The sequence below is a fragment of the Microbulbifer mixtoriginis (SeqCode) genome (assembly GCF_052466865.1).
On the sequence record NZ_CP174293.1, the window covers coordinates 2,130,181 to 2,154,409 of the forward strand.

At 45.3% G+C, this 24,229-nt stretch carries 26 protein-coding genes and 2 pseudogenes; 16 read left to right on the forward strand and 12 right to left on the reverse strand.

Going from position 1 to position 24,229, the window contains the following annotated elements; translation table 11 throughout:
- Positions 1-798: 798 nt before the first annotated feature.
- From ACJJJA_RS09885 to ACJJJA_RS09895, 3 genes are all read right to left on the reverse strand, one after another.
- Positions 799-1,200 carry a hypothetical protein gene (locus ACJJJA_RS09885; protein WP_444885330.1) on the reverse strand — a complete coding sequence of 134 codons (402 nt, stop codon included), beginning with the start codon at positions 1,198-1,200 and terminating at the stop codon, positions 799-801.
- A gap of 1,166 nt (positions 1,201-2,366) precedes the next feature.
- On the reverse strand, positions 2,367-2,783 hold the full coding sequence (locus ACJJJA_RS09890; RefSeq protein ID WP_444888688.1) for a DUF805 domain-containing protein: 417 nt from the start codon (positions 2,781-2,783) through the stop codon (positions 2,367-2,369).
- Between the two features lie 28 nt (positions 2,784-2,811).
- Complete coding sequence (locus tag ACJJJA_RS09895; protein ID WP_444904456.1) at positions 2,812-4,278, reverse strand: MltF family protein; 1,467 nt, start codon at positions 4,276-4,278, stop codon at positions 2,812-2,814.
- A 149-nt stretch (positions 4,279-4,427) separates the two neighbouring features.
- On the opposite strand from ACJJJA_RS09895, the gene ACJJJA_RS09900 reads away from it, so the two are divergent.
- The 8 genes from ACJJJA_RS09900 (at position 4,428) to ACJJJA_RS09935 (ending at position 7,687) form a co-directional block, all read left to right on the forward strand.
- On the forward strand, positions 4,428-4,712 hold the full coding sequence (locus tag ACJJJA_RS09900; protein ID WP_444904457.1) for a hypothetical protein: 285 nt from the start codon (positions 4,428-4,430) through the stop codon (positions 4,710-4,712).
- A gap of 129 nt (positions 4,713-4,841) precedes the next feature.
- The gene (locus ACJJJA_RS09905) at positions 4,842-5,111 is read left to right on the forward strand and encodes a hypothetical protein (protein ID WP_152453976.1); all 270 of its coding nucleotides are present in this window, start codon (positions 4,842-4,844) and stop codon (positions 5,109-5,111) included.
- Between the two features lie 59 nt (positions 5,112-5,170).
- Complete coding sequence (locus ACJJJA_RS09910) at positions 5,171-5,395, forward strand: hypothetical protein (protein ID WP_444888690.1); 225 nt, start codon at positions 5,171-5,173, stop codon at positions 5,393-5,395.
- A gap of 24 nt (positions 5,396-5,419) precedes the next feature.
- The gene (locus ACJJJA_RS09915) at positions 5,420-5,617 is read left to right on the forward strand and encodes a hypothetical protein (RefSeq protein WP_152453974.1); all 198 of its coding nucleotides are present in this window, start codon (positions 5,420-5,422) and stop codon (positions 5,615-5,617) included.
- Between the two features lie 4 nt (positions 5,618-5,621).
- The gene (locus ACJJJA_RS09920; protein ID WP_252085482.1) at positions 5,622-5,873 is read left to right on the forward strand and encodes a hypothetical protein; all 252 of its coding nucleotides are present in this window, start codon (positions 5,622-5,624) and stop codon (positions 5,871-5,873) included.
- 12 nt (positions 5,874-5,885) lie between these two features.
- Entirely contained in the window at positions 5,886-6,122 is a 237-nt protein-coding gene (locus ACJJJA_RS09925) for a hypothetical protein (protein WP_444885327.1), read from the forward strand.
- On the forward strand, positions 6,115-6,420 hold the full coding sequence (locus tag ACJJJA_RS09930) for a hypothetical protein (RefSeq protein ID WP_444888692.1): 306 nt from the start codon (positions 6,115-6,117) through the stop codon (positions 6,418-6,420). The genes ACJJJA_RS09925 and ACJJJA_RS09930 overlap by 8 nt, the downstream gene beginning before the upstream one ends.
- A 514-nt stretch (positions 6,421-6,934) precedes the next feature.
- Complete coding sequence (locus tag ACJJJA_RS09935; protein WP_444904458.1) at positions 6,935-7,687, forward strand: hypothetical protein; 753 nt, start codon at positions 6,935-6,937, stop codon at positions 7,685-7,687.
- Positions 7,688-7,781: 94 nt separating this feature from the next.
- Here the strand turns inward: ACJJJA_RS09935 and ACJJJA_RS09940 are convergent.
- From ACJJJA_RS09940 to ACJJJA_RS09955, 5 genes and pseudogenes are all read right to left on the reverse strand, one after another.
- Positions 7,782-7,997: pseudogene (locus ACJJJA_RS09940) on the reverse strand (integrase core domain-containing protein); the annotation flags it as partial.
- Between the two features lie 211 nt (positions 7,998-8,208).
- Positions 8,209-8,712, reverse strand: a complete 504-nt coding sequence (locus tag ACJJJA_RS22375; protein ID WP_507021856.1) for an ADP-ribosylglycohydrolase family protein — start codon at positions 8,710-8,712, stop codon at positions 8,209-8,211.
- Positions 8,713-8,759: 47 nt separating this feature from the next.
- Positions 8,760-9,131, reverse strand: a pseudogene (locus tag ACJJJA_RS22380) (ADP-ribosylglycohydrolase family protein); the annotation flags it as partial.
- 67 nt (positions 9,132-9,198) lie between these two features.
- Positions 9,199-9,378 (reverse strand): NrtR DNA-binding winged helix domain-containing protein, encoded by a 180-nt coding sequence (locus tag ACJJJA_RS09950; protein ID WP_444904459.1) that lies wholly within the window; start codon positions 9,376-9,378, stop codon positions 9,199-9,201.
- A 305-nt stretch (positions 9,379-9,683) separates the two neighbouring features.
- A complete protein-coding gene (locus ACJJJA_RS09955; protein ID WP_444888696.1) occupies positions 9,684-9,911 on the reverse strand; it encodes an NUDIX domain-containing protein in 228 nt (75 codons plus the stop codon).
- A gap of 120 nt (positions 9,912-10,031) precedes the next feature.
- Between ACJJJA_RS09955 and ACJJJA_RS09960 the strand changes: the two genes are divergently transcribed.
- The gene (locus ACJJJA_RS09960; protein WP_444904460.1) at positions 10,032-10,238 is read left to right on the forward strand and encodes a DUF2905 domain-containing protein; all 207 of its coding nucleotides are present in this window, start codon (positions 10,032-10,034) and stop codon (positions 10,236-10,238) included.
- 258 nt (positions 10,239-10,496) lie between these two features.
- Here the strand turns inward: ACJJJA_RS09960 and ACJJJA_RS09965 are convergent, their stop codons facing one another.
- The gene (locus ACJJJA_RS09965) at positions 10,497-12,668 is read right to left on the reverse strand and encodes a TonB-dependent hemoglobin/transferrin/lactoferrin family receptor (RefSeq protein ID WP_444904461.1); all 2,172 of its coding nucleotides are present in this window, start codon (positions 12,666-12,668) and stop codon (positions 10,497-10,499) included.
- 224 nt (positions 12,669-12,892) lie between these two features.
- Between ACJJJA_RS09965 and ACJJJA_RS09970 the strand changes: the two genes are divergently transcribed.
- The 7 genes from ACJJJA_RS09970 to ACJJJA_RS10000 all read left to right on the forward strand — a co-directional run bounded on the left by ACJJJA_RS09970 (position 12,893) and on the right by ACJJJA_RS10000 (position 21,939).
- Entirely contained in the window at positions 12,893-13,423 is a 531-nt protein-coding gene (locus ACJJJA_RS09970; RefSeq protein WP_444904462.1) for a MotA/TolQ/ExbB proton channel family protein, read from the forward strand.
- Positions 13,423-13,770 (forward strand): DUF2149 domain-containing protein, encoded by a 348-nt coding sequence (locus tag ACJJJA_RS09975; RefSeq protein ID WP_020414951.1) that lies wholly within the window; start codon positions 13,423-13,425, stop codon positions 13,768-13,770. Before ACJJJA_RS09970 ends, ACJJJA_RS09975 begins: the two co-directional genes overlap by 1 nt.
- 20 nt (positions 13,771-13,790) lie before the next feature.
- A complete protein-coding gene (gene cobN / locus ACJJJA_RS09980; RefSeq protein ID WP_444904463.1) occupies positions 13,791-17,723 on the forward strand; it encodes a cobaltochelatase subunit CobN in 3,933 nt (1,310 codons plus the stop codon).
- Between the two features lie 389 nt (positions 17,724-18,112).
- Complete coding sequence (locus ACJJJA_RS09985; RefSeq protein WP_444904464.1) at positions 18,113-18,727, forward strand: protease inhibitor BamI-like protein; 615 nt, start codon at positions 18,113-18,115, stop codon at positions 18,725-18,727.
- A gap of 246 nt (positions 18,728-18,973) precedes the next feature.
- A complete protein-coding gene (locus ACJJJA_RS09990) occupies positions 18,974-19,795 on the forward strand; it encodes a reprolysin-like metallopeptidase (protein ID WP_444904465.1) in 822 nt (273 codons plus the stop codon).
- Between the two features lie 492 nt (positions 19,796-20,287).
- Complete coding sequence (locus ACJJJA_RS09995; RefSeq protein WP_444904466.1) at positions 20,288-20,965, forward strand: protease inhibitor BamI-like protein; 678 nt, start codon at positions 20,288-20,290, stop codon at positions 20,963-20,965.
- Positions 20,966-21,189: 224 nt separating this feature from the next.
- A complete protein-coding gene (locus tag ACJJJA_RS10000) occupies positions 21,190-21,939 on the forward strand; it encodes a M12 family metallo-peptidase (RefSeq protein WP_444904467.1) in 750 nt (249 codons plus the stop codon).
- Positions 21,940-22,128: 189 nt separating this feature from the next.
- Here the strand turns inward: ACJJJA_RS10000 and ACJJJA_RS10005 are convergent, their stop codons facing one another.
- The 3 genes from ACJJJA_RS10005 to ACJJJA_RS10015 all read right to left on the reverse strand — a co-directional run bounded on the left by ACJJJA_RS10005 (position 22,129) and on the right by ACJJJA_RS10015 (position 23,871).
- Entirely contained in the window at positions 22,129-22,485 is a 357-nt protein-coding gene (locus ACJJJA_RS10005) for a DUF4870 domain-containing protein (RefSeq protein ID WP_444904468.1), read from the reverse strand.
- 62 nt (positions 22,486-22,547) lie between these two features.
- Positions 22,548-23,180 carry a LysE family translocator gene (locus ACJJJA_RS10010; protein ID WP_444904469.1) on the reverse strand — a complete coding sequence of 211 codons (633 nt, stop codon included), beginning with the start codon at positions 23,178-23,180 and terminating at the stop codon, positions 22,548-22,550.
- Positions 23,181-23,514: 334 nt separating this feature from the next.
- A complete protein-coding gene (locus ACJJJA_RS10015; RefSeq protein ID WP_444888702.1) occupies positions 23,515-23,871 on the reverse strand; it encodes a hypothetical protein in 357 nt (118 codons plus the stop codon).
- Positions 23,872-24,229 lie beyond the last annotated feature (358 nt).

The following is a 24,229-nucleotide window of genomic DNA, read 5'->3' on the forward strand; positions in this document are numbered from 1 at the left end:
TCTTTCTTAGTGGTACCTAGTCTATACTGAACTATTTTTTATTTTGTAAAAATTCAATAGTGAAATAATCAACCATTTCAGCCTATCAGCTAAAAGTAGTAGGAGAATAGTTTACTCAAAATTTTTTAGGTTTTCCGCTTTCTACTTATATCGAGATTGTGATAATGGTAGTGAAATTAGCTGATGTGGCGCCAAAATACTTTTGACTTGTGGGAGTAGACGGGTGTCAATGAATAGCAGATAACGGGGGGGAATAGCAGCTCTTTTGGTGAAAAAAATAGCTAAGGGGGGGAGTTGTTCAGGATATGTAATTGGAATTTATAGGCTTTATGGTTAAGCGGTATTTTAATTGAGCGTGCTATGTAATACCTATGTTAATGCTATGGCCTTCATTTTCTGGGGTTTAAGATCTACATTGACAGGCCTTAATAGTCAAGCAGGCTATAGCAACTCTTAAAGAGTTCTTCTCAAGGAAATCTGATGTTTCAGCGGATCCTACCCCAGCCTCATTGAGGCTAAACAAAGAAGTTAACTCCCTTCTTTTTGAAAGCAAGCATACATGTACTCCATGTATCAACCAAGGAGTAATGGCTACCGGCACAGGCTGAAGTTAAAGAAAGCCTGTTGCTTTTCCTTTCATTGGTGAATAGCTGTTACTCAGGCGACTAATAATTTAGTTTTACGCTATATAATAAGCCATATCTACTAGTTAGGGTTGTTATTTGTTGAGATAGAAATAACGTGTTAAGCAGCTCTTTATATTTTTATTTCAAACAAAACTATTTTAATACTTTTGTCTTAGTGACGATTGTTGTGTTTAGCAGTTGCTTTTATATTTGCCACTTGCCTTACCCCAAGCCCGAACCTTTTGGCAACTGCTGATCGAGATTCACCAAAGTGCAAAGCTTGTAAAATCTCACGATTACGTGCCTGAATGTCGATTTGTCGTGATGTGGGTAAGGTGAGATAGGTACCGCCATAGATGTCACTAAGGGTTTGCAAGGATTGGATGGGTAGTATATCTATCAGCTTGCTTCTCTCTGGATATTTAGGGATATAAACATCCTGCCCTCCAAAAGAAGCTATCAGTATAAGCATATCGCTATAGCCAATTAGCTCGATAAGCTCTTGCATCAGATCTGGTAGCTTCTTGTGATCAATCTCCACACTATAAAAGCGGTTTTGGTTCCCTTGCTGCATTTTGTCATCCTTGTCAGATATAACATGCAACGAGAGTACGATTAACGATATACCCTGGCGTAGAGTGAAATGGTTCCCAATGCGTTATGGTGTGGCTTTGTGCTCTTTTGATTTTTTTAGGGATGGATGAAAGTGAAAAAAGATTTTATGATGAAAGGAAAGGTAGTATTTACAAGTTGTGGGAAAAAGTAACACCGGAGTTTGCAGTATCCGGGGTTGAATTTTGATTTTTTGATCTTTGTAGATATTTAGGAAATATATGTGGGCCCAAAGGCATTGACCTGCTAGCCGATAGCCAAATACTTTAATTCATCATTCTATGGTGGCTCGTTGTTAATGATGAATATTGACATTTTCAATAAATGTCAATGATTTAATACTTCTTGGTTGGGTGGGATTAATCATTGGTTGATCTCTACTTGAACTTTTCTTCTTTTAAGGGGCGTTCTATGAAGCAAGCCCTCTTGAAATAATTGTCTGGGAGAGGAGCTGATAAAAGTTAGTAGCCGCTTAAAACCATGTAGATGTAACTATCAGAGGGGTATTGTTTGCCCATACTCCTAGGAGTCAATCCTTTGATGCTTTATGCTCTTTAGCCGTAATTTATAGGTAGTGCGATACTAAAAGATGAGAGAGAATGTTCACTTTAGAGAATAGTTGTCAGTTTATTGGGTGTGGGGTGGCATTCAAGAGTTGAAAACACATGCCTCATACCCTTCTATCATTCTATTGGAAGAGAAGTCTATATAGGTGTTTGAGGCTTCTTTGCTCCCTATCTTCTTTGCGGTACAGGCTTTACTTTACAGCTTATGAGGATTCTCTATTTGTCTTTATTTGATTAAAAGAGATAAATAGAAAGTAAGAGTATAAAAATTTATTTTTGAATTGTGATGTAATTCACTTGCTGTGTAAGTGAATTACATTGATGTATAGAGTTTAAGTCTTAAAAATTGGTTTCATGTAGGACCGTAATAATGCTTGTGGGGTGTTGTTGCTCTAAGAATTTAGTAGTTTTTTCTTAGAGGAGTCAGTGTTTTTAAATAAATTTTTTTAAACTGGCTGAAATTATTTTTTAATTAGGAGGGTGGTTGTCTGGATATGATAGGTGGCACTGTATGGTAATGTTTGATGTAAGTGCGCCCAGCGGATGGCCAGGCGCTATTTTCCTACTGAGTGTCAGGTCTGTTGTACAAGGTGTCTTCAGGTTCTAGCAACTTTTCGCTGTTTAAATTCCTGGCTGCATTGGGGGCAAAAAATAACTCTGCGCAAACCCATATTGCTCCAATGCCTGGTATGGCAACGATCAACATACGACGGGGTAGCCCAGAACTGCGAAGGCGTTTGCTGCATACTGTTAGCGAAACCCAGATTATGCTTAGCTGAACCGGGACACTGACTACCGCCATAAATATTTCTGCAGTTTTCCAAATTCCATCGCTAAAATTAAAATTGCCATATTCCAATATTAACCCAGTAATAAACTGAATGCAGAGCACCGGTATTATAAAAAGCAGCCAGAACTGTCGCCGCGTTACGTTACCATCAAAGTTGAAATAAAAATCCAGATAGTCTTGATCCCTCATGAGCATTTCCTCATCTGATTGTCAGAGCTTATATGGTGTGGTTCCGAGGTGATGTATTATCATCGGGAATTGCTTCACTGTTTTTCTTAAGGCTCTCAAGTTGGGAACGATAAACGGCTTCTCTCTGAAATATTTTGCGCACATAATGGCGGGTTTCCGTGCCGCGGCAATAGCCATATTTTACCTCTGGACTATTGTAGAACTCTACTTTTTGCAAGAGTACGATGTAATCTTCAACTCCTTTGCTGTTGCTGGTTGAGAACCATTGGTTAGGGTTCACCCCATCCTGCAGTGCTAGTCGGCGGGCATCTAAGACGTGTCCTGCACCTGCGTTATAGGAAGCAAAAGTAAAGGCCATGGCATCCCGTTTCGGTAAATTCATCCAACGTTGATATTGATTCAGATTGTACTTGGAGCCACCTTGGATATTTTGTGCCGGGTTAAAGTTATCCTTTACTCCCATTTCATTGGCAGTTTCAGGCATTAACTGCATTAGCCCCTGTGCCCCGGCGCGGGATATGGCATTAGGCCTGAAGTTGGATTCTGTAGATGCTTGTGCGGCGAGCCATACCCAATCGAAAGGTTCAATTGCATAGCGTTTAAAGAGCTTGTCCCAGGGGCTTAGCGTGTTATTGGGTAGGATATATTCTTGTTGGTAGCCTATTCTTAGCTTGTTCGGTTGGCTCAGAAATTTCTGGAGTATTGTCTGGGCCTCAGCACTTTCCAGCCAACTGTTGAGGTCGTCTAGGAGAGAGGTATCATTATCCTTAGTTAAAGCAAAAGCAACCTTTCGATTTTCCCCAAATACCAGCGAGGTATCTAAGTTATTTCTGTAACCATTACTTCCATTCACGATATGTTCATCGGCGATAGTGAAATCTATTTCCCCCATGCTAACGGCGTCAATAAGTTCAAGAATTGATACTGCTTTATCCGCAAAACCAATTCTGATTGCTGTCATGTTTTTTGCGCTTCCGGGATAGGTCAGGGGAATTTCTTGAGATAGGGCTTTCTCCTCTATTTCATCAAGATAGGCGCTATCTTGATGAATAGTGAGTGTTTTTCCTTTTAGATCCTTGAATACTGCTAAAGCTTTTTTCTTGCGCTGTACGAGCACCTCCCGTGTTTCAAATAATGTGTGACTAAACGTTATTTGTTTTTCCCGTTTGCGGGTGTGAGTAAGATCTGCAGCTGCTATATCTACGTTTCCTTCTTTCACTAAAGTTAATATTTTTTTAATCGATGACGCTTTTTTGAATTCAATATTTACGCCCAGGTGCTCTGCATAAGCTTGTAGTAAATCGCATTCCAGCCCGGCAGGCTGACCACGATGATAATAACAGCCCACCCCATCCATTCGTGTGGCGACAGTTAACGTATCTATTGCCAGGATACTGTTGAGTCGATTCTTCGGGATCTTGCAGGCATAGATAATGACTCCTGAGAGGATCATTGCTGAGAGAAGGAAAATCCAACTTTTATTGAATGACTTCATGATAGCTCCTTGACTTGGTTTAAATCTTGGAGCCTATCGATGTCTCGCTGAGCCAAAAGGAGGAAGCAATTCCCGATTAACTGGTTATAAATCGCGGTTTAGAGTGATCGGGCTACATACCTAGCAACCCTCTAAGAGAAGGAAAAAACATGTCTGATGAAACTGATAGCAACTTGGAAGGAATTGATCCCTCGCCTTACCGGGATCGGCTCGACCCCAAAGTATCTGATGAAACCACTTCAAGTGCTGCGAAAAGCCTAAATCTAGATGGATTGCGCGATCTGTCTGCACTTTCCAAATTACAGGTACGTGAATTTACTCATACCAGTTCTACCCAGATGCAGGCCACATCCAATGCCATGACACAAATGGCTGCGGCTGGCGCCACTGCGGTAAATGCTATTTTGGGTAATGGTAGTAAAGGGGAGGGGTAGAAAGATACTGCACAGCTATCTAATCGCTGATGGAGAAAAGTTTCCCGATTATCAGTGATTGGGATTTTCCGTACAGTGATATAGCCCAATAACTGGGTTGATTAATTAACTGATTGAAAGGAAAAAATTATGTCTGATGAAACCAATACTGTAGACGGTATTCAACCTTCCCCTTATCGCGATCGTGTTGACCCTAAAGTGTCTGACCAGACAACCAGTTCTTCAGCACAAAGCCTGAATCTGGATGGTCTACGTGACCTGTCTGCGCTCTCCAAGCTGCAGGTTCGTGAGTTTACTCACACAGGTGCAACACAAATGCAAGCAACCTCCAATGCTATGACGCAAATGGCGGCGGCAGGTGCAAAGGCCGTAAATTACATCATGGATGGCGGTAAGTAAGGTTTTTGACCTTCAAGGGGTAGCGGTTTATCGCTACCCCTTAATAAAAGGAGCAAGTTATGAGAGATACTTTCCGAGATCGCCTGGCGACTAAAGTGGTTGATCAGATGGCAACTTCTTCAGCACTTAGCCTTCATCTAGATGGTCTGCGCGATTTGTCTGCACTATCTAAACTACAAGTACGTGAATTTACCCATACCGGCGCAACTCAAATGCAGGCAACAGCAAATTCAATCCTGCAAATGTCGGCAGTTGGGGCGCGCACATTTAAAGATACCTTCTAATTTACTGTCTGAAAGGATGAACAGATGGCAAAGGATGATGATACACCAACGCTTAGGGAGCTCTCCGCAGGGAAGGGGAGGCTGATTGATGTGATGTCTAGTGCTTACTTGCAGCGTTCCATCAATAGCGCTGTGGAAACTACGCTGCAAGATCAAGTCAATGCGCGTAACCAGCGTATGTTGTTGATGACTAAGCAGCTAAATAAAATAGTTGATTTGTAATTTTATGAAAGACGAGGGGGGGGCAGCAAAAGAAGGGAAGCGTATGTCTTCCTCTTTTTTGGTTCAAAGTGCAGCCGATCATGTAAGGGATACAGCCTTACAAACCTCTACAGTTGCCGGGAAAGCTTTTCAGAAATGGTTGACCCAACCATTCAACCTCATCTTCCTGCTGATAATTATCGTTGCACACATACAGTTGATCGTGGCTGTGATTCAGAGTTTCTTGATGCTGTTGCTTTCAATGTTCATGCGTTAAGGATTTCAACTTATGCCTAATACAAAACCTACAAGAGAAAGTTACCTCCCCCCGGATTTTGAAGAGCAGCTGGATAAACTGATTAGCAGTCAAGGCACCGATGTTGACTTGGGTGAAGAACTACAGCAGTCAATCATGGCTATCTGCCGAGAAGTTAACGATGCATTGACAAAATCCTTTTCGGATATATCAACTACAGGCTTTGAGATGGATGACCAAATAAAGGGGCAAGGAGAAGATAATGAGTAATCAGACAAAAAATACTTTTCAGCCGGATGTGAGTAATATTTCCAAGCAAATTGTGAGAAACGCGGTAGAGCTACAAGGAATTCACATTTTACAAGGAAAATCTGACTCGTTAAGGGATGAAAGACTTAGCAATATCATGTTAAAAAATAGTGTGATGATGAAGTGGCTTCAGAATCCATCCAATACCAGCTATAAGGAAGTATTAAGTGGTATAGGTGTCAACTCACTAAAAGACGATGTCAGAGAAGCTTATCAGTATGCTCTTGAGATGGTCCATCAAAAGAGTGATAAACGTTAACATAGCGCTCCAGCTGATTTTTAGTGACTAAAGGGCAATAACTCGTGGGGTTTCCTGGAGAGACCGGGGAGAGAAAACACAGCAAGGAGCTTGCTGCAATGCAGCCAGATTATGATTTTGCGATTTTTATCGGCCGCTTCCAGCCATTTCATTTCGGCCATTTGGCTGTGATTTAAGGTCGCTTATAAGAAACCAAATTTTTATATATTGAGATAATTCTAGTTCTCTAGAAAAAATCTTCAGAAATTTAGATGGGCGACGATTGATTGGATAGAGGGCTTGGTTAATCTTTTTTTCTACACTTCTCGTTAGCGGCTTCTCCAATGCTTGATCTGTTCACCATGAAATAAATGTATATGTAATCAGGCTAAGGATTAAGATACAAAGTAAATGCCAAGAGTATACAAAAAGGAGAAACATAAAGACAAAAAACCTTTCTAGTTAGCCCTAGACTTCTGCTAGCTATGTCAATGTAGCTTATTGAACCCTCTGTAATTTTTTAAGATAGGAATTAATGATGCCAGTAACACAACTTAGTCAATTACCCCATGCTCGCGCAATTTGGAGTGCAATAGATCAGTACAATATTTATGTGGTCGCCACAATGAGCGATTCGTTCGCACAAATAGAGGACACTGGAGCCGACTTTCAAATGCCACCTCCAATACTTATGTATCATGAAGGAGACATGTGTGCACTTCTTATAATGGGAGAAAGGCATGGCGCACAATCTCAGGATATAAGAGCAGCTGCAAAAAATACTGCAACTGCAATTTTAAATGTTCCCGACATGATGGTAGCAGTTGAAGAACCTATTGAAGTTAATGATAGACTCTATTCCAATGCTGGGGCTCAGAAACAATTATCATTAATTGGTGATCAAAACCTACTTACATACGACCCTTCTTTGAGAGGTGCAATTAGCGCTGAGCTTGCTGATCAAGGCTATCGTCTAAATACTGATGCTCAGCCCTACCGTTTTTCTGCAGAACAAGGAAGGCGTTATGATCCTAGATATGGACAAAATGGAAATGCGCCAAAGATAAACACCCAAATGGCCACTTCTTTAAGCACCTATGCTAACACGGGGGCACTCATAGTTTATCCAGTTGGACCCGACCATCTAAGGTTTGGGCCCGATGCCTACGTCAGAAATGAGAATGAAACTTTACAAAGTCAACTCCTAGCAAAAAATTGGACGGTACTTGAAATTTCAGAACCTCCTCGTGGCGGTAACGGTAACGGTAACGGTAACGCTCAAAATTAACAGATAAATAAACATATCAAATTATTAATCTGTTGTAGTTCAGACTTGATCTGACAGTCACCGGTTTTTCAGAAGGTGCTCTGTCAGGTCAAATTCAGTTTACGAGCTCCTCCTTCCAGATACTTTTACCCTCTTCAAAGGTTGCTATCGGTGTGCGACCACAACACTTTTTACCCTGATGAGTTCGATCATTATTGTAATATACGAGCCATTCGTCTAGATCCTTTTGTAGGTCTTCTATTGATCCATAGATCTTTCGTCGCAACGATGGTTGGTAGAACTCTTGTAATATAGTTTTATGGAAGCGCTCACGATGGCCAGTACCAAACGATTAGCGAGCAGCAGTTAAGAGAGTGTATCAATCAGCTTCGCCCGGTATTTCGCGATGGCAAGCTGTTGGTCGATCAGGATTTTGAGGCCATCCGCTTACTGGCAGAAATGCCCACACAGGAGGGAATGCTGGCAACAGCTATCTGAGTTCTTCTTATTACATCGCGTTCAAGAGCCGGCTTATACCGGCTTTACCATTCATTGGCGACTGATAGCCCAACCTTATAGAGATCTTCTGCCAAGGTGTGAATTTCTTCCGATAAAGAGATTTGCTGGGCCCATTCCTCAGGTATTCCAGAAACTCCGTAGTAAGCTCCGGCTATTTGTCCGCAAATGGCTGCTGTTGTATCAGCATCGTTGCCAATATTGGCTGCCAAAAGAATGGCTTCCCGAAAACTATTGGTATTGAAAAAACACCAAAGCGCCGATTTTAGGGACTCGATAACGTAACCACTTCCGGTTAACTCTTCATAGTGCTGGTCTAGAAATTGCCCACTGGCAATGGTTTTTACTTTTTCATTAGTTGGAGTTTGTTCGATAGAGGCGAGAAGCTCATTTTTATTGATGCCAATAAATATGGAAAGTATAAGATTACAGAGGAGTCGGCAGCTTTCGATGCATTCGTCCGAGCCATGAGTGGTTCTGGAGCTTTCCCCTGCGAAATAAATGGCATCCGAAGTTGTTGAAGAAAAAATATGGGAATTGGCGCTAAGCGCATGAGTGAACCATTACCTGACGAGCGAGTAGATGTTGAACCACTAAAAGGATCACCTGTTTGCAGATATCGATTTAATGCGGATAAAACTGTTGAGCCAATATCGAAGCACTTACCCGTAGAGCTCATATACCCATATTGGTACCAGTTACAGTAACGATTCATCTGATCAGTCGCACTAAAGCCTTTTTTCTGGAGTAAACTGTGGGCCAGGCAGAGCGCCATGGAGGTATCATCGGTCCATTGCCCCTTTTTTAATCCAAATGGTCCTCCACCTTCCATGTCTGATAAAGGAGTGAATTCCCCTTTGTACTTAAACTCCAACGTGGTGCCCACAGCATCACCGCATGCGAGTCCGACTAAACAGCCTTTTACCTTGTCTAGCGTTTCAATATTCACCTATAAAATCCTTCTTATACCTGCTTGAGAGTGATTGCTAAATAAAGTTAGGGACAATGGGGCAGGGCTATTGCTCCAGATTCCGCACGAAAGTATGTTTCCCTGAACCTGGCCGCAAACTGTACAACGCGGCCGGGCGACCTCGCTCAGTACGTTTTTTACCGGTATCTATCAGAAGATCTGCCTGCTCAATCCTTCTGCGAAAGGACTTTTTCTGCAGTGGCTTGCCGATAATGACTTCGTGCACCTGTTGAAGCTCGGGTAGAGTGAATTTCTTTGGCAGTGCGTAGGCTGGGATAATACTGTAAAGAGCCTTTTGAATAGACGCTCATGTGCCTTATTAATAATTTTGAGATGATCAAAGGCCAAGTTCATTTTCTTAACTTTTTCGATAGGCAGCCAGGCGACATCGGAGATGGTTTCTAATTCGCTTTCACAGGCCTGATGAGCGATCAGAGCAGTGTAACAAATGGTTACAGACCAGCCCCGCTGATCTCTGGAGCCGCCACCAAAGGTAGCTAGCTGCTCAACAAAAGGGGGAACAACTCCGGTTTACTCCTTGAGCTTTCGGGTGACCGTATCCTCTAGGGTCTTATCTTCGCTCTCGGAAATGAAACCGCCCGGCAGCGCCCATTTTCCCTGTTCGGGATGATTGGAGCGCTCTACCAGCAAAACTTTGAGTTGACTATCTTGATAAGTAAACAAGACGGCATCTACGGTAACTAGAGGGGCTTCAAAGTTGCCCTTGTCGTAGGCGGAAAGGAATTCTTTCTCGTTCATTGCCTCACTAAGAGTCAGTTGGTCACTTATGGTAGCTGCCTAATCCTGAGTGCTCAAGGGGGTTAGTGGGGTAAATAAATTCTTCTTGTCAATTGAATAGAGCAAAATGAGAGGAGAGATATGTCACGCTGGTTGATAATTACTGGATTGGTCCTGATAGTCGTTGGTATAGCGCTGCATTTTGCCCCCTGGCTATTTAACTGGTTTGGCCGGTTGCCGGGGGATATTCGTATTGAATCTAGCCGCACTCGTTTTTATTTTCCAGTTGTCTCGATGATTATTGTCAGCCTGATATTAAGCCTCTTAGTTAATTTTTTCCGCAGATAAATATTCTATTGATGCAGCAGAATAAAAAAAGGCCGCATGGGGGCGGCCGCAAGGGACTTATAGGAGAGTATGAGAAAAGGAGGGTGCGTTCTCCGCTAGTCAAAAAAAGGTCGTCCGTGACCTACCTGATTCAGCCTCTGAAATTGCGCAAAAGCGCAAAGTGATTTGTATTTCAGGGGCTTTGCTGGCCGTGACCAGCGACGACGCTTCCTTGCGTCGTATCAATCCGGCTATCCACAAATTAGCCGGATTAATAACTTAGAAATCGTACTTAATGGATGCAGAGAAAGTACGGCCCGGAGCAGAGTTTACGTAGATATCACTGTCTTCATCCCAGCCAGCAACATTTAGGTAGGACACATACTCCTTGTCGAGCAGGTTGTTGACGGCCAGGTTGAGAGACATCTGCTCCATCAGCTGGTAGCCCAGTGTCCAATCTACAGAGCCATAGCCTGGAGTCCCTGTTTCGCCTTCATTGACATGTTCCATGCGGTCTGCCCAGCGCACTAGTACTTGGCTGGAAAGTTGTGCGCCTGTGTAGCTGGCACCAACGACACCGGAAAGCGGGCTGATACTGGTAAGGTATTCGCCGGTGGTATCGTTTTCACCGCGTTGATAGCTGGCATTAGCAAATAGCTCGAACGCTGGAGATAGGTACCAATTTGCGCTCAGCTCCACTCCTTTGATCGTCACTGAGTCTATGTTTTGGTATTGGTATTGCTCAAACACGTGCGAGAAACTGCCATCGTTGTTGAAGAAAGTTTCGCTGTCTATGAGTTCAGTTTGGAGGAAGTCATCATACTCGGTAGTGAAGGCGGCAGCGCTGAAGGCAATGGGGCCCAGGTGTCCACGCAAGCCTAGTTCGAAAGAGTCGCTGGTTTCTGGAGACAGATCATCAGCCGGTAATACCTCGTAAGCATAAGTAGAAGTTGGCTGTTTATAGTGCTCGATATATGCCAGATCGTAGGCTGGTACTTTGAAACCCTGGCCGTATTGGATGAAGGCAGACAAGCGAGAGTTGATTTTGTAGAGGGCTCCCAGATTGAAGGAGAGGTTGCTCTCCTCAATCGTGGCAAAAGGAGTACCGTCAGCTTTTTCTGCACCACCGGGGTCCATTTCGTACCAATCGTAGCGTACCCCTGGGGTTACAATCAGCAGTCCATTGGCAAAAGTCATTTCATCGTTCAGGAATAATCCCGCACGGGAGACTGCATTTTCTGGGAACTTTTCTGTTGGGATATTCATTGTGGATGTACCAGCCACTTCACGGTACTGGAGTAGGGTACGACGGCTTTCGGTTTTTTCCAGGTCTAGGCCGTATCCCAGCGTGTGGGTCTCGCTCAGAGTCTTGCTGGCATTGGAGAGGAAGCCAATAGTATCTTGGCTATAAAGGCCAGTTTCCCACATATCACGGATTTCAAAAACTCCAAACATAGGGGCATTGATGTCCAGCTGGCCATACTGCTCATCTTGCTGTTCGGATTCGTTTTTATACAGGCTAATATTCAGCTGGTCATAGACTGCACTGGGAGTCTCGCTGTGGTAACGCAGTTGGTAAGCGCGGACCTCTTTATCGGAGATTGATTTTTCCTTGACGACGCTGTAGCCGTAATCGGCCAGCCCGCGGAAGTAGTGAAGCAGGCCGTCGGCGCTGTCGCCGGTGCTTTCCTGATTCCAGTGATCAATGCTGAAACTGACAAAGTCCTCACCACCAAGGTTGTACTTGGCCTTGTAAAGCAGGCTCTTTGACTCAATTTCGAAGGGGGCCTGGCTTTCGTCGAAATTTTGTTGCTCCTCTCCATCGCGGAAGGTGGTATGCAGTAGTTGTTCAAAGTTGCCGGTGCGCAGAGCCAGGGTAGGGGAGATGTGTGATTGAGTGGTAATACCGGTGTATCCGGTTTTGATCGCACCGCCGAATTGCTCTCCGTCCTTTAAGTAGTCGCTGGCATCTTTGGTGGTGAATACCACGATGCCGGCAAGCGCGTCAGAACCGTATAAAGAAGACGCAGCGCCCTTGGCCACCTCTACCTGTTTCAGGGTATCTATTTCAATAAAGCCGCGGCCCACGATGTCATTTTTACCATTGGCTCCATAGCCTTCGTTAACCCGCATACCGTCTTTGATAATCAGTACCCGGTCGCCACCCATGCCGCGTACCAGGATATTTTGTGCACTGCCGGCGGCGCCGGTTACTTCAACTCCGGGCTCGTATTGGAACAGCTGATTCATATCGTTCAGCTGAAGCTGTTCGATGTCCTCATTGGTGACAACAGAAACACTTCCTGCGACATCTTTCAGCGGCTTTTCCGCGCGGCCGCTGACCACAATCAGTTCCAGGTCGCTGTTGGCTGCTGAACCTGAAGTTTCGGCATGCAGGTTAGCGACGGAAGCCAGGCCCAGTATGGCCGCTGCAATTGGGCGAAGTTTCATGGTGTTGTCCTTGAGGTAATTTCTGTACTTCTGCTCTTGTTGGTCGGCAGTGGTTAGTTGCTCACCACTGTCGCCGATTGAGGAGGATTATAGGGATGATTTTCTTAATGTAAAGCTAAATGCGAATCACTATCAATTAGATTAAATTTGACGTTGATAGGGAGTTCCGTTAGTTTCCGCGGCCATTAATACAGAGCGAAAGTGCTGGGCTGAGGAGACTTGTAATGAATATTTCGATAATTGAGAACCTGATGGCCGATGTGGCTGATTTGTTTATGGCCCCGGTATTGCTGGCGATTCTGGTTCTTTTTATCTACGCACTTTACGCAACGGGACGCTTTCTCTCCCTATGGCTGCTGCGCCGCCGCAATGCTGGCACCTACAGCTTGGCCTTAAAGCAAGGTCGGAAAGAGGAGCTGCCAGGCTATCAGGTGCACAACTATTACGTGCGACACCCTTTGGCATGTGATGACGAGTTGGAAGTTTTTGCACTGAAAAAGTTGGAGATGCTGCGTATGGCTACACGCATTGCCCCCATGTTGGGCTTGATCGCCACCATGATCCCGATGGGGCCGGCGTTGCGAGCCTTGGCCGATGGCAATATCCAGGGGATCAGTGAAAACCTGATTATCGCTTTTGCTGCTGTGATCTGGGGCCTCGCAATTTCTACCCTGACCTTCTGGCCGGCCTCGGTAAAGAAGCGTTGGTTTGCTGCTGAGCTAATTAACATTCGCAAATTGAAGGAGGCTGCTTAATGCGCTTCCTGGATGAAGATGAAGAGCTCAACCCGATTTTGAGTGCGGTTAACTTGATTGATGTTTTTCTGGTGATTATTGCTGCACTGCTTATCGCTATCGCACAAAACCCGCTAAACGTGTTTTCCAATGAAAAGGTCACAGTCATCAAAAATGCCGGTGAGCCCAATATGGAAGTCATCGTAAAAGATGGGGAAGAAATTAAGCAGTACAAATCCACTGGTGAAATTGGTTCCGGAGAGGGCACTCGCGCTGGTGTTGCTTACCAGATGGCAGACGGCAGCCTGGTCTATGTACCGGAAGGAAAAGAAGAGTCCGCAAAAGACAAGGCTGTAGGGGGTAAATAGTCATGTTGAAGAAGGTTTGTATGCAATTGGCATGCTTCGTCGTAATAGCCTTCACTACGATGATGGTGCAGGCTAACGATAAACCCAAAGTTTTGCTGATGATGTCCAGCCATACCGCGAAAGCCAAGGGGGAGCTGTTATCTGATTTGGCTGCGGACCAGCCGTTTACCCTGGAGATATTTAACAGTAAAGGGAAGAGTGAAGAGCAAATAGCGCAGGCCTGGGGTTCCTCCAGCCTGGTGATGCTTGACGGTATCAATCCGGCACTCTCCCAATTTATGTTTGGAAAATACCAGCCGCTGTTAACCCAGTTCCCCAAAGTGCCTGTGCTTTCCCTGGGAGATGTCGATAACGCCTCCATGAACCAGGGGCTGACTGTTGAACAGCACCAATCCATCGCTGCGTATTTCAATAATGCTGGGCGTCAGAACTACCGGCACTTAATGCAGTTCCTCTCCTCCAACGTCTTTGGCCTCTCTGAGCAGTCTGTAGTTGACCCAATTATTGTGCCTAAAGTGGGTTTTTATCATCCGCGTCTGTCAAACCTGGTGACTGACAGCGAAGGGGATTTCTTTAATTGGCTGCAGGTATCCGCAGAGCAGCCGGTTATAGGTCTGGCTATCCATCGCTCAGTCGTGGATTACGAGCAGCAGCAGGTTGTAGATGCCATCTTGGCTGGCCTGGAAGAAAAAGGTGCTAAGGCTTTTGCCTTTTTCTTTGAAGGTGAGGATCTGCCACTTTCCTATCCGGATTTATTGCAAGACGAAGCGGGGCAAACGCGTGTTGATCTGATGATCAATTACCGCTCCCTCCATTATGTAAGTAAACGTCGCGCGGAGTTCGAAAAGTTGGGTGTCCCGGTGATTCATGCCCTGAACTATACCGAGGGCAGTGAAGCGGATTATCTTGCCGATAATAGTGGGGTCTCTCCTTCGTTAACTCCATTCTTTCTGGTGATGCCTGAAGACACCGGTAGTATCGATCCGGTAATTGTTGCCGCAAGTGAAAGTGGCAATAAGGTTGTAATGACAGACCAGCTCGATGCGTTGGTGGAACGCGCCTGGAGTCACGCCTCTCTTGGCTACAAAAAAAACAACCAGAAAAAAGTGGCTACCTTTATCTGGAACTACCCTCCCGGTGAGAAGAATATTGGTGCGGCTTTCCTCGATGTCCCTTCTTCTATTGAGTCTATCGCCAAAGCCATGACGGAGCGTGGCTATCAAATAGAACAGCAGAACTCCAAGACCCTAATCGATTGGGCCGGCCAATTGCTGCGCCCCTATTATCGCCGTGAAGAGAGTGCTGCACTGATTGATAAAGGTTTGGCGGACTGGATGCCACTTTCAACATACGTCGATTGGTTTAATCGTTTGCCGGCTTCTGTGCGCGATCCTATTGTGGATCGCTGGGGTAATCCGGAAGATAACGCCATGTTGGCAGATCATAACGGTGAGCGGGCGTTCGTAATCCCACGTATGACATTGGGTAACTTGATTGTTCTGCCACAGGGGGTGCGCGCGGAGAATGCCAAAGACCATTCCTCCCTGTATCACGATATGAAAACGCCGGTAAATCATGCTTATCTGGCGGTTTATCTTTACGCGCGCAAAACTTTCGGGGCCGATGCCTATATTCACCTGGGCACTCATGGCTCCCAGGAGTGGCTAACGGGCAAGGAGCGTGGACTCTCTGTGTACGACGCGCCAAATTTGGCCCTGGGCAATATCCCGGTGTTCTATCCCTACATTATCGATAATGTGGGCGAGGCCATGCAGGCCAAGCGTCGCGGCCGCGCGACCATGATCAGCCACCTGACTCCGGGCTTCGCTAAAGCGGGTCTTTACGCCGAAGTGGCTGAACTCTCTGAGTTGATTGGTAATTACCTGATACTGGAAGAAGGGCAAACCCGGCTGAATACCCAGGAGCGCATTATCGCCCTGGCGGACAAGCTGAATATGCTCAAGGATTTAGAAATCAGCGCTGAAACCCTGCAAGCTGATTTCGATGGCCAGCTCAGTCGTCTTCAGGACCACTTGGCCCAACTGGCTGAAATGAGCCAGCCACTGGGTATCCATCGTTTTGGTCAGCTGCCCAAGTCAGAGCATCTCACCAGCACCATGCTGCAAATGCTGGGTGAAAACTTTATCTCCGCCGCCGGCCAATATGAGAGCGACCAGGGCCTGGGTTTGCCGCAGGATCAGGTGCTGGATGAACGCAATGTAGTCGCCTTGGAAGCACAGCCGGGTTATCAGCTGTTAAATGCCTACCTGGCTGGCCACCAATTGCCGGAACTTTCTGAAGAGCTGCAAAATTACCTGCAGCAGGGCCGGGAGTATGCCGATAACTTTGCCGGTATCGCTGAGCTGCAAAACCTGATGCTGGCGCTCGACGGTGAGTACATTCCGGTGAGCTATGGGGGTGACCCTATTCGCAACCCGCAGGCAGTGCCTACCGGTCGCAACCTGATTGGATTCAACCCTGCCAAGGTGCCGTCCAAGGAGGCTTATGAGGCCGGCGTGCAACTGATGGAACAAACCATTGCCGACTATCGGGAAAAACACGGCCGTTTCCCGGATAAGCTGGCATTTTCCCTTTGGTCCCTGGAGACGATGCGTCACCAGGGGGCGTTGGAAGCGCAAATACTGCATGCGCTGGGTCTCAAGCCCAAATGGAATCAGCAGGGCAATGTTACTGGAACTGAGGTGATTCCCTATTCAGAGCTAAAGCGCCCTCGTATCGATGTGGTGATCTCTGCTACGGGCCTTTACCGCGATGCATTCCCTAATGTGATGCTGTGGCTGGCGGAAGCCATCGATAAAGTGGCGCAGATGAAGGAGGAGAACAACTTTGTTTATCGCCACAGCCAGGCCTTATTAAAGCAACTAAAGGAAGAAGGCAGTTCCGAAGAAGATGCCCGCTATCTTTCCTCTGTACGCATTTTCTCCAATGAAAGTGGCAATTACGGTACCGGCTTGAATGGTGCCAGCCTGGCTTCCGACAGCTGGGAGACAGACGACAAGCTGGCCGATCTGTATATGCGCCGCATGGGGTTTGCCTACGGTAAGGATGAATCCCGTTGGAGCGAGGACCAGCGCAATGTTGCACTTTATAGCAAGGTGCTTTCCGGTACCGATGGAGTGATATTCTCGCGCTCCACCAATCTCTACGCAATGATGACTAATGACGACCCTTTCCAGTATTTTGGTGGTATGGGGCTTGCGGTGCGCAATCTCGACGGTAAGACACCCGAAATGTATGTCTCCAACTTGCGTCGCAAGGACAACATTAAAACCCAGACCCTGGGAGAATTTGTCAATCAGGAAATGCGTAGCCGTTATTTCCATCCCCGTTGGATTGAGGCGATGCAGGAATCCGGCTATGCCGGCGCAACGGCAATCCTGGATCGCGTGAACAACATGTGGGGCTGGGAGGTGATGACTCCGGAAACCATCCGCGACGACCAATGGCAGGAGATGTTTGAGGTCTACGTGGAGGATAAATACCAAATGGATATGCGTGAGTTCTTTGAGGAGCACAATGCGGAAGCCCTGGCACAAATGCTGGAGCGTATGCTGGAGGCTGTGCGCAAAGGCTACTGGCCTGCCGATGCAGAAACGCTAAGGAAAATGGTGGAGACTTACACCGAGCTCGCCAACCAGCACGACGTAGCAACAGACAATGAGAAATTTACTGACTTTGTGAATCAGCAGGCCCTTGGATTTGGTCTTGCCCCGCTTGTGAGTGGCCAGACGGTAGATAATGTCGCTGCCAGCGCTCCCGCGTCTCAGCAAGTTAGTGGGCAGAAACTAGAACAAGTAAAAGAGCCCACAGCTCAGGACAAGCCCCAGGACTTCTTGTGGTTATTACTGTTGGCAATTGTTATCACTGGATTTATTAGCGTATTTTTTGAGCGCTTTTTTGAGGGGGCAGGGCAGCGAGTGACCCATGCCTAGGCATTGGGTATTACCCTTGGCAATAAAAGCCAATCCTAAAGTCACTTTTTGATCAGTTAAGGCCAGCAATTCTTACCAGCGTTGCTGGCTTTTTCTTTTTTGGCAGAAAAAATTTTGAGCTAATGTTGTTGTCATTTTTCAGGAACCTGTCGATATTTTTTCGTATCCAGCAGGTAAAGTCAGAGAACACTCACAGGCTACCCATACAGGGATGACATTTTTGTGAAATAATTCTGAAAAATTAATTGCGTGGAAATTAGCATTAAGCGTCTCAGCATAGTGGTCCATGTTAGGAAAGGTTAAGTCTCGGTTTTGCTGTAGCTCATTAAGTAATCAGCACCATTGAGTTTTTTTCTGAGCTAGCATAAATATTTTGCAGTGAGAAGCTAATGAGAAAAATAATTCCACTGATTGCTCTCCTTTGTGCGGGGGGGTATTTTTTCTGGGCAAAGAGTCAAACAGATAGCCCACAACCGATTACTGAAAAACCAGTCTCACCTCCCTCCAAGAAAATTGTTCCAACTGAAACTAAATCTACAGAAGAAGTGGTAGAGATGCCTTCCGCCCAAGAGCAAGAGGCGAACCCTGATAGTGCCTTGATGTGGGCAGAATCGGATGTCGCAAGGCAGATTTTACGTGAATCAGGACGCTTGCCGATCGATTTAAATGGAGAGACATATCTTGAGGTCGATGTAGAGGCTCTGAAGAATTTATCTATCGGAGACTATGTTGATATAGAAATGCCTGGAGTGGAGGGAAGCTACGATGCCCAGGTGGATAAAGTCCAGGAGCATGCCAGTGGAAATAAAAGTGTGCAAATGAATTTGCCCGGTTATGGCAGCGTGTATTTTGTAAATTTCACAATTGGCAAAAACTCGGTATATGGCAATTTAACATTGCCTTCAGGCTCATACTCCCTAGAGGCGCAGGGAAATTATGCCTGGGTGGCTTCGAAAAAAGATTTAACCAGGAGCCACTTGGAGGAAGAGGTAAAACTAAAATAAGAATTTATCTAATGTTAGGGCAGGAGTTTTCTGACCCGGCTAGCAGCAAAGGGAGTGCTGCTTGAGGTGCCTGTTACTGCCAGAGGCGATTGCTTTTACAGGTGGAGAAGAGAGCAGGGAGTAATCTATTTTCCAGTTAGGGCAAGTAAATTTTGTGATTTGGTCAGTGCGGCTAAGAATGTAACCGGTTTCATTGGTCGAATTGCAAAGATTGGGGTAAATAATTTAATAATAAAAGGAACTGCTATGAAGCTAAGAAATAGTTTGGCTGCCGCAATAACGGCTCTTACAATCTCTGGGGTGGCAAGTGCGGAGACGATAAAAATTGCGGTTTGGTATACCGATCCTGCGGCTCAGCATACCGGGGATATTTCCGTAATGGTCGATAATCTGATCAGTACCTCTAACCGCATCTACGAAAATAATGGTCTGGATATTCAGCTGGAATTGGTAGACTCAAGAGAGTATTCCAAGGAGGACCTCCTCATTAATGGAGACAACCTCACAGAATTTTCTGGTTTAACTGAGGCCTTTGAAGAGGGTATTGGGACCCTAGATGAGGTTGCGCAAGTTGCTCCTGGCCCAGTTGGGGTGCAGCGTCAGCTTTTTGAAGCCGATATGGTTGCTCTGCTAGGTAAGGGAGAAAGAGTTTGGGAAAATGGGGTTTTTAAAGGTACCCGCTGTGGAGTAGCCTGGCCCGGATATGGTAGTAACGGTGTTATGCACCCTAGTGCCAAGCGCTTGGCTTATAGTATGACCGCAGTTGATTGTGGGGGTACTGACCTTACATTTATTCATGAGTTGGGCCACAACATGGGGTTGGCTCACTCTCGCACACAAGGTGATACCAATGGTTTTGTTTACTACTGGGGGCTTGGCTACGGTGTAAATGACAGCTTCTCCACTATTATGGCGTACCCATCAGCATTCGGAAGTGAAGCTGTAAGGCTGGATACATTTTCTGATCCAGACAAAATCTGCAACGGGTTTCCGTGTGGCCAGAGGGATCGGGCTGATGCTCACAGAGCATTGGAGCCGATTATTGATGATGTAGCTGGCTATTATTAATCTACTTTTACTCTCTTGATCTATTGAGAAGTTATTGACCGTTAACTCCATTGTTTTGGGGAGGGCTTTGCCCTCCCTTTTTTTGTTCTTTAGCTTTTTGGTTGGCTTATTCTGCAGGTGTCTTTTTTATCTTTTGGTGCAATTTATCGCATCTTTTTTTGGTTATAACTTTATAACCATTTAAGTTCGTCAAGTGGATGAACTTCTCAATATTTTTAAGGACCTATACTTGTTGGTTGCGATGAGGTTTGCAGTTTTTTATGATTTTGTTGTCGACTTCAGTTGCGGTCATTTGTTTATTTTTCTTATCTGTGAAGTGTTTTCAAAAAAATATTTTGAGGTCTTGATACCATTCTTCGTCTGAGTCTGGGCGATAGCGAGAATGTCTGGAAGTAACCTTTTCTGGTTGATATTGCGAGAAAAAATTTTCTTCTGAAGCTTTGGGGGTTTCGGGAGTGTTATTTTAATAAATGAATGTTGGGGTAGTGAGCTGTGAAGAAGTTGATATTTCCTGTTTTGGTGATCTTACTAGGGGCTGGATATTATTTTTGGTCTAAAGGGCAGTCTAATACTGAAAGACAGGTCGCAAAAATTCCAGAGCCTAAACTGGCTATTGATAGGTTTCCTGTAGAAGACACTTTGGATGAAGTTGTTGAAGGTGAGGCATCTGCAATGGATGAGCCTCTGGAAGAAGTTGAAAATATTCTTTGGGAAGAGTCAGAGCTAGCCAAGCAGGTACTTCATGAAAATGGTCGCCTACCAAAAGATCTCAAGGGTGAAACTTATCTTGAGCTTAATGTGGATATGTTAAGGAATTTAGAGATAGGCGAATATGTTGATATGGATCTTCCTGGAGTGGAAGGTGACTACGATGCTCAAGTGGGAAGTATTCAACAGCACGCGAGTGGAAACAAAAGCTTGGAATTAAACTTTCCGGGGCATGCACGCCTCTTTGGGGCCACAATAACGCTAGGAAAGGATGTGGTTTATGCTCAGTTGAACCTGCCATCGGGCTCTTACACTATGGAGGCACAAGATGGTTTTGCATGGATTGCGCCTAATGGGGCTTTAATTCAGGGTCATGTAGAAAATGGTGATCTACGTAGAAAGCCATCGTCCCAAGGTAAGAAGTTAGAAGGCGGCGATCTTTTAGTTGAAGATGAGCTGTAAAGAATCTAAAGATGAGAGATGCATAGTTTCAAATCTTTAGGTCGACAAGGGATGTGTCTATAGGTAACCCGTAAATATTAAGAGTTTATTTTCTCGATAGGTTAGAAAAAAAGGATAGTTTCTTTGCGGGTTAGGGTGCAAAAGCATGTTATGTTGGCAGTTGATCAATTTTTGCAGCTGCCAAAAAAGTACATGCATTAATTATATAAAAAAGGAAGACTACAATGAGTCTCAAAAAAAGTTTAGCTGCTGCCGTTGCAGCTGCTGCAGTTTCCGGTTTTGCACAGGCTGAAACTGTTGATGTAGGCATCGTATATACAGATCAAGCGGCAGCTCATACTGGTGATATTTCTGCAAAAATTGATCAGTATATTGCTTATGCCAATAATTCTTTTAAAAATAACCTTGTTGATATTCAGCTAAACTTGGTAGGTACAGCGAGAACCTCTACAGATCGCCGCCCTACAGAAAGTGACATCGATACTATCACCGCAAGCAGCAGCTATAAGAACTGGCGCGCCTCAAAAAATGCCGATATGGTAATTTTGCTGGGTATGGCCGAAACTAATGGTAATTATATAACTTGTGGTATCGCCTGGGTTGGTCAGGGTAGTAATGGTACTATGTATGCCTCTACCCGTGATGAAGCTTATAGCATCACTGCCGTAGACTGTGGCTACAACACTTTCGTCCATGAACTTGGTCATAATATGGGCTTGAGTCACTCTACTGCTCAGCAAGGTACTCCAGGTGTGTTCCCCTATGGCTATGGCCATGGTGTACAAAATAGGTTTACCACGATTATGGCTTATCCGCATGTATTCGGTACTACAACCCAGTTTGATATTTTCTCAGATCCGGATTGGGTAGCCTGTGATGGTTTACCTTGTGGTGAAAGAAGAAATGGTGTTGATATCTCCAACGCGTACCGCGCAATTGGCCCGATCGTAGATGATATTGCAGGTTATTACTAATAGCTCGCTGTATCTATATGATCAAAGCAAGCCGTCATTTTATATTTAGTGGCAGAAGCTTGCACCTCTAGTCTTCGACTAGAAAAAAGCCGGGGAAAACCCCGGCTTTTTTGTTTGACGACTGTTAGCCGCTAAAATTGTGCGGATACAACTTAAGCTATGTATGTCCGAGCCAGGCGAGCTTATAACTTATTGAAAAAAGCGAATACTGAGTGGGTAGCGCCAAAAAACGCCCTCATTGGCTCGGATGGCCCCAATAAGAATAAAAACTACATTGATTAAAGCGAGCACGATCAACCCCAAAAGACCTACGCCGAGAACGATAAGAATAGTGCTCACAATAGAGTAAATAAACAGGCTGATCATCCAGTTGAAGATCATCTTTCCATGCCTGTCAATCTCTGGAACCTGATCTTTTGTGGTTGCCCACATAATGACTGGTAATACAAAGCCTGCACCAGGAATAATAATCCAGGTCAGTTGACTCAGGTGTAGGAGCATTAGAAACGTATTTCTATCTAGTCCCCATGGTTTATAACTATCCATTAATGCCTTCTCTTGCAATTTTACGTTTCATGTAAACTTTAATATGGCTGAATTTCACCCGGCTAGCGTTCAGTTGCTAAGCGAGCGGCAAGGCCGAGGAAAATAGCCCCCAGGATGCCCTCCGAATGTCGAGTCAATGCGGCGGGCTGTTTAAATACGTGTCCCAACCTGCTAAATGAAAGAGAAAATATTGTATTGACTATGAGGGCTGTGGTACTGAGCAGAATGCCAAGAAGTAATATTTGGGGCATAAGGGGCTCTGTACTTGTGGTGAACTGCGGTAAGAATAAGCTAAAAAATAAAAGCGCCTTCGGATTCATTAAATTATTAATCAGGCCTCTACTGAGGAGCTGCCAAGGAGTTAGCCTTTCTGTTACAGGTTGAGTGTTCTGAACAGAGAGGTTGGCGCGCCAGCTACGCAATAGATTAAATCCAAGCCAGGCAAGATAGAGGGCTCCGACAGTTTTTACAACTATGGCGACCAATGGCATGGCCTGCATTATTTGGCCGAGGCCAAATGCGACGAGTAGCGTTTGAATAAGTCCTGCAATGAAAATCCCCAAACCGATTAAAAATCCAGCTAAAAAACCTCTTGTGGCGGAGTAGGTCGATATCAACACTAAATCTGGACCTGGTGAGATGGCCAATAGGGCAGATGCACCAAGGAAGGCGGTCAAAATATGAATCTCGGGCACAAAGAAAGCTCCTAGGGGACTTGTAGCTGGGGGATTATAACCCTGGGGTCACTACTTCCCCTGAAAAGTAATGTCATGTTATGAGGAAATCCAAATTGTACTTTTGCTTCAGATGATGCAGCGTAGTTATCTGGAGAGGAGGGTTATTGGGGAGATAATCGGAGTCTTGGGTTTAAGTCAGAAAATGAGCCTTTACTAAGAGTATTTATTTGTGGGTCTCTTGGATGTAAAGGGGTATTCACCTTCTTCGAAAGCAGGCAAGGGTTGATAGTGTAACCTTAAGTCTGTTTGGCTCTTCGCACAATCAACCCCGCCTCTGCTTCTCAGTAGGCCCCTACTGCTCCTGTATCATTTCCACTGGGCCATGATCATCACAGTGATCACCGTGTACATGATGCAGGTGTCCATCTACCAGGTAATCGAAGTGATCTCCATGGGGAATACGTTCGTGTCCGCAGTTTTCCCCATGGACATGAGTGGCGTGTGTGCTGGTAGTGATAGGATTGCAGCTCGCGGGATTTCTGCTGCTGACTTCCAGCACGTGCTCATCGTAGTGGCCATGGTGGGGATGGTGTAGATGGCCATTGTGCAAATAACAAACATGGTCTCCATGCCGTATAGCGGCATGCCCGCAGTGGGGGCCGTGCTTATGGGAGTGGTTGTCCGCCTGATGACATGAAGAACTGGTCATTTTGAGCCCTCAATGGTGGCACTGAACTTCTAATTACATCCTTGTCAGCTACAACAAGGATTCCTTCCGTGCATTCGCATAATTCTACTTTAGAAACGTATTGACCCCTTTCAAAGCAATAAATACGTTTTAGGGTCTGTGGCAGCGTCTGCTCACTTCACCGGGAGGATGTCTGGCGGAATCTTACTTCCTTAGCAAATATGACCAAATACAGGAAATGGCCACAAATTACCCCGTCACTCGCATTGCAATCGATTGCAATCCTGCTCTATAGTTGTTCCAAAGTGTCGTCTCACAGGACGGGTACATAAATTGCAATCGTTTGCATTGGCGTGTACCAGACACATCTCAAAATCCA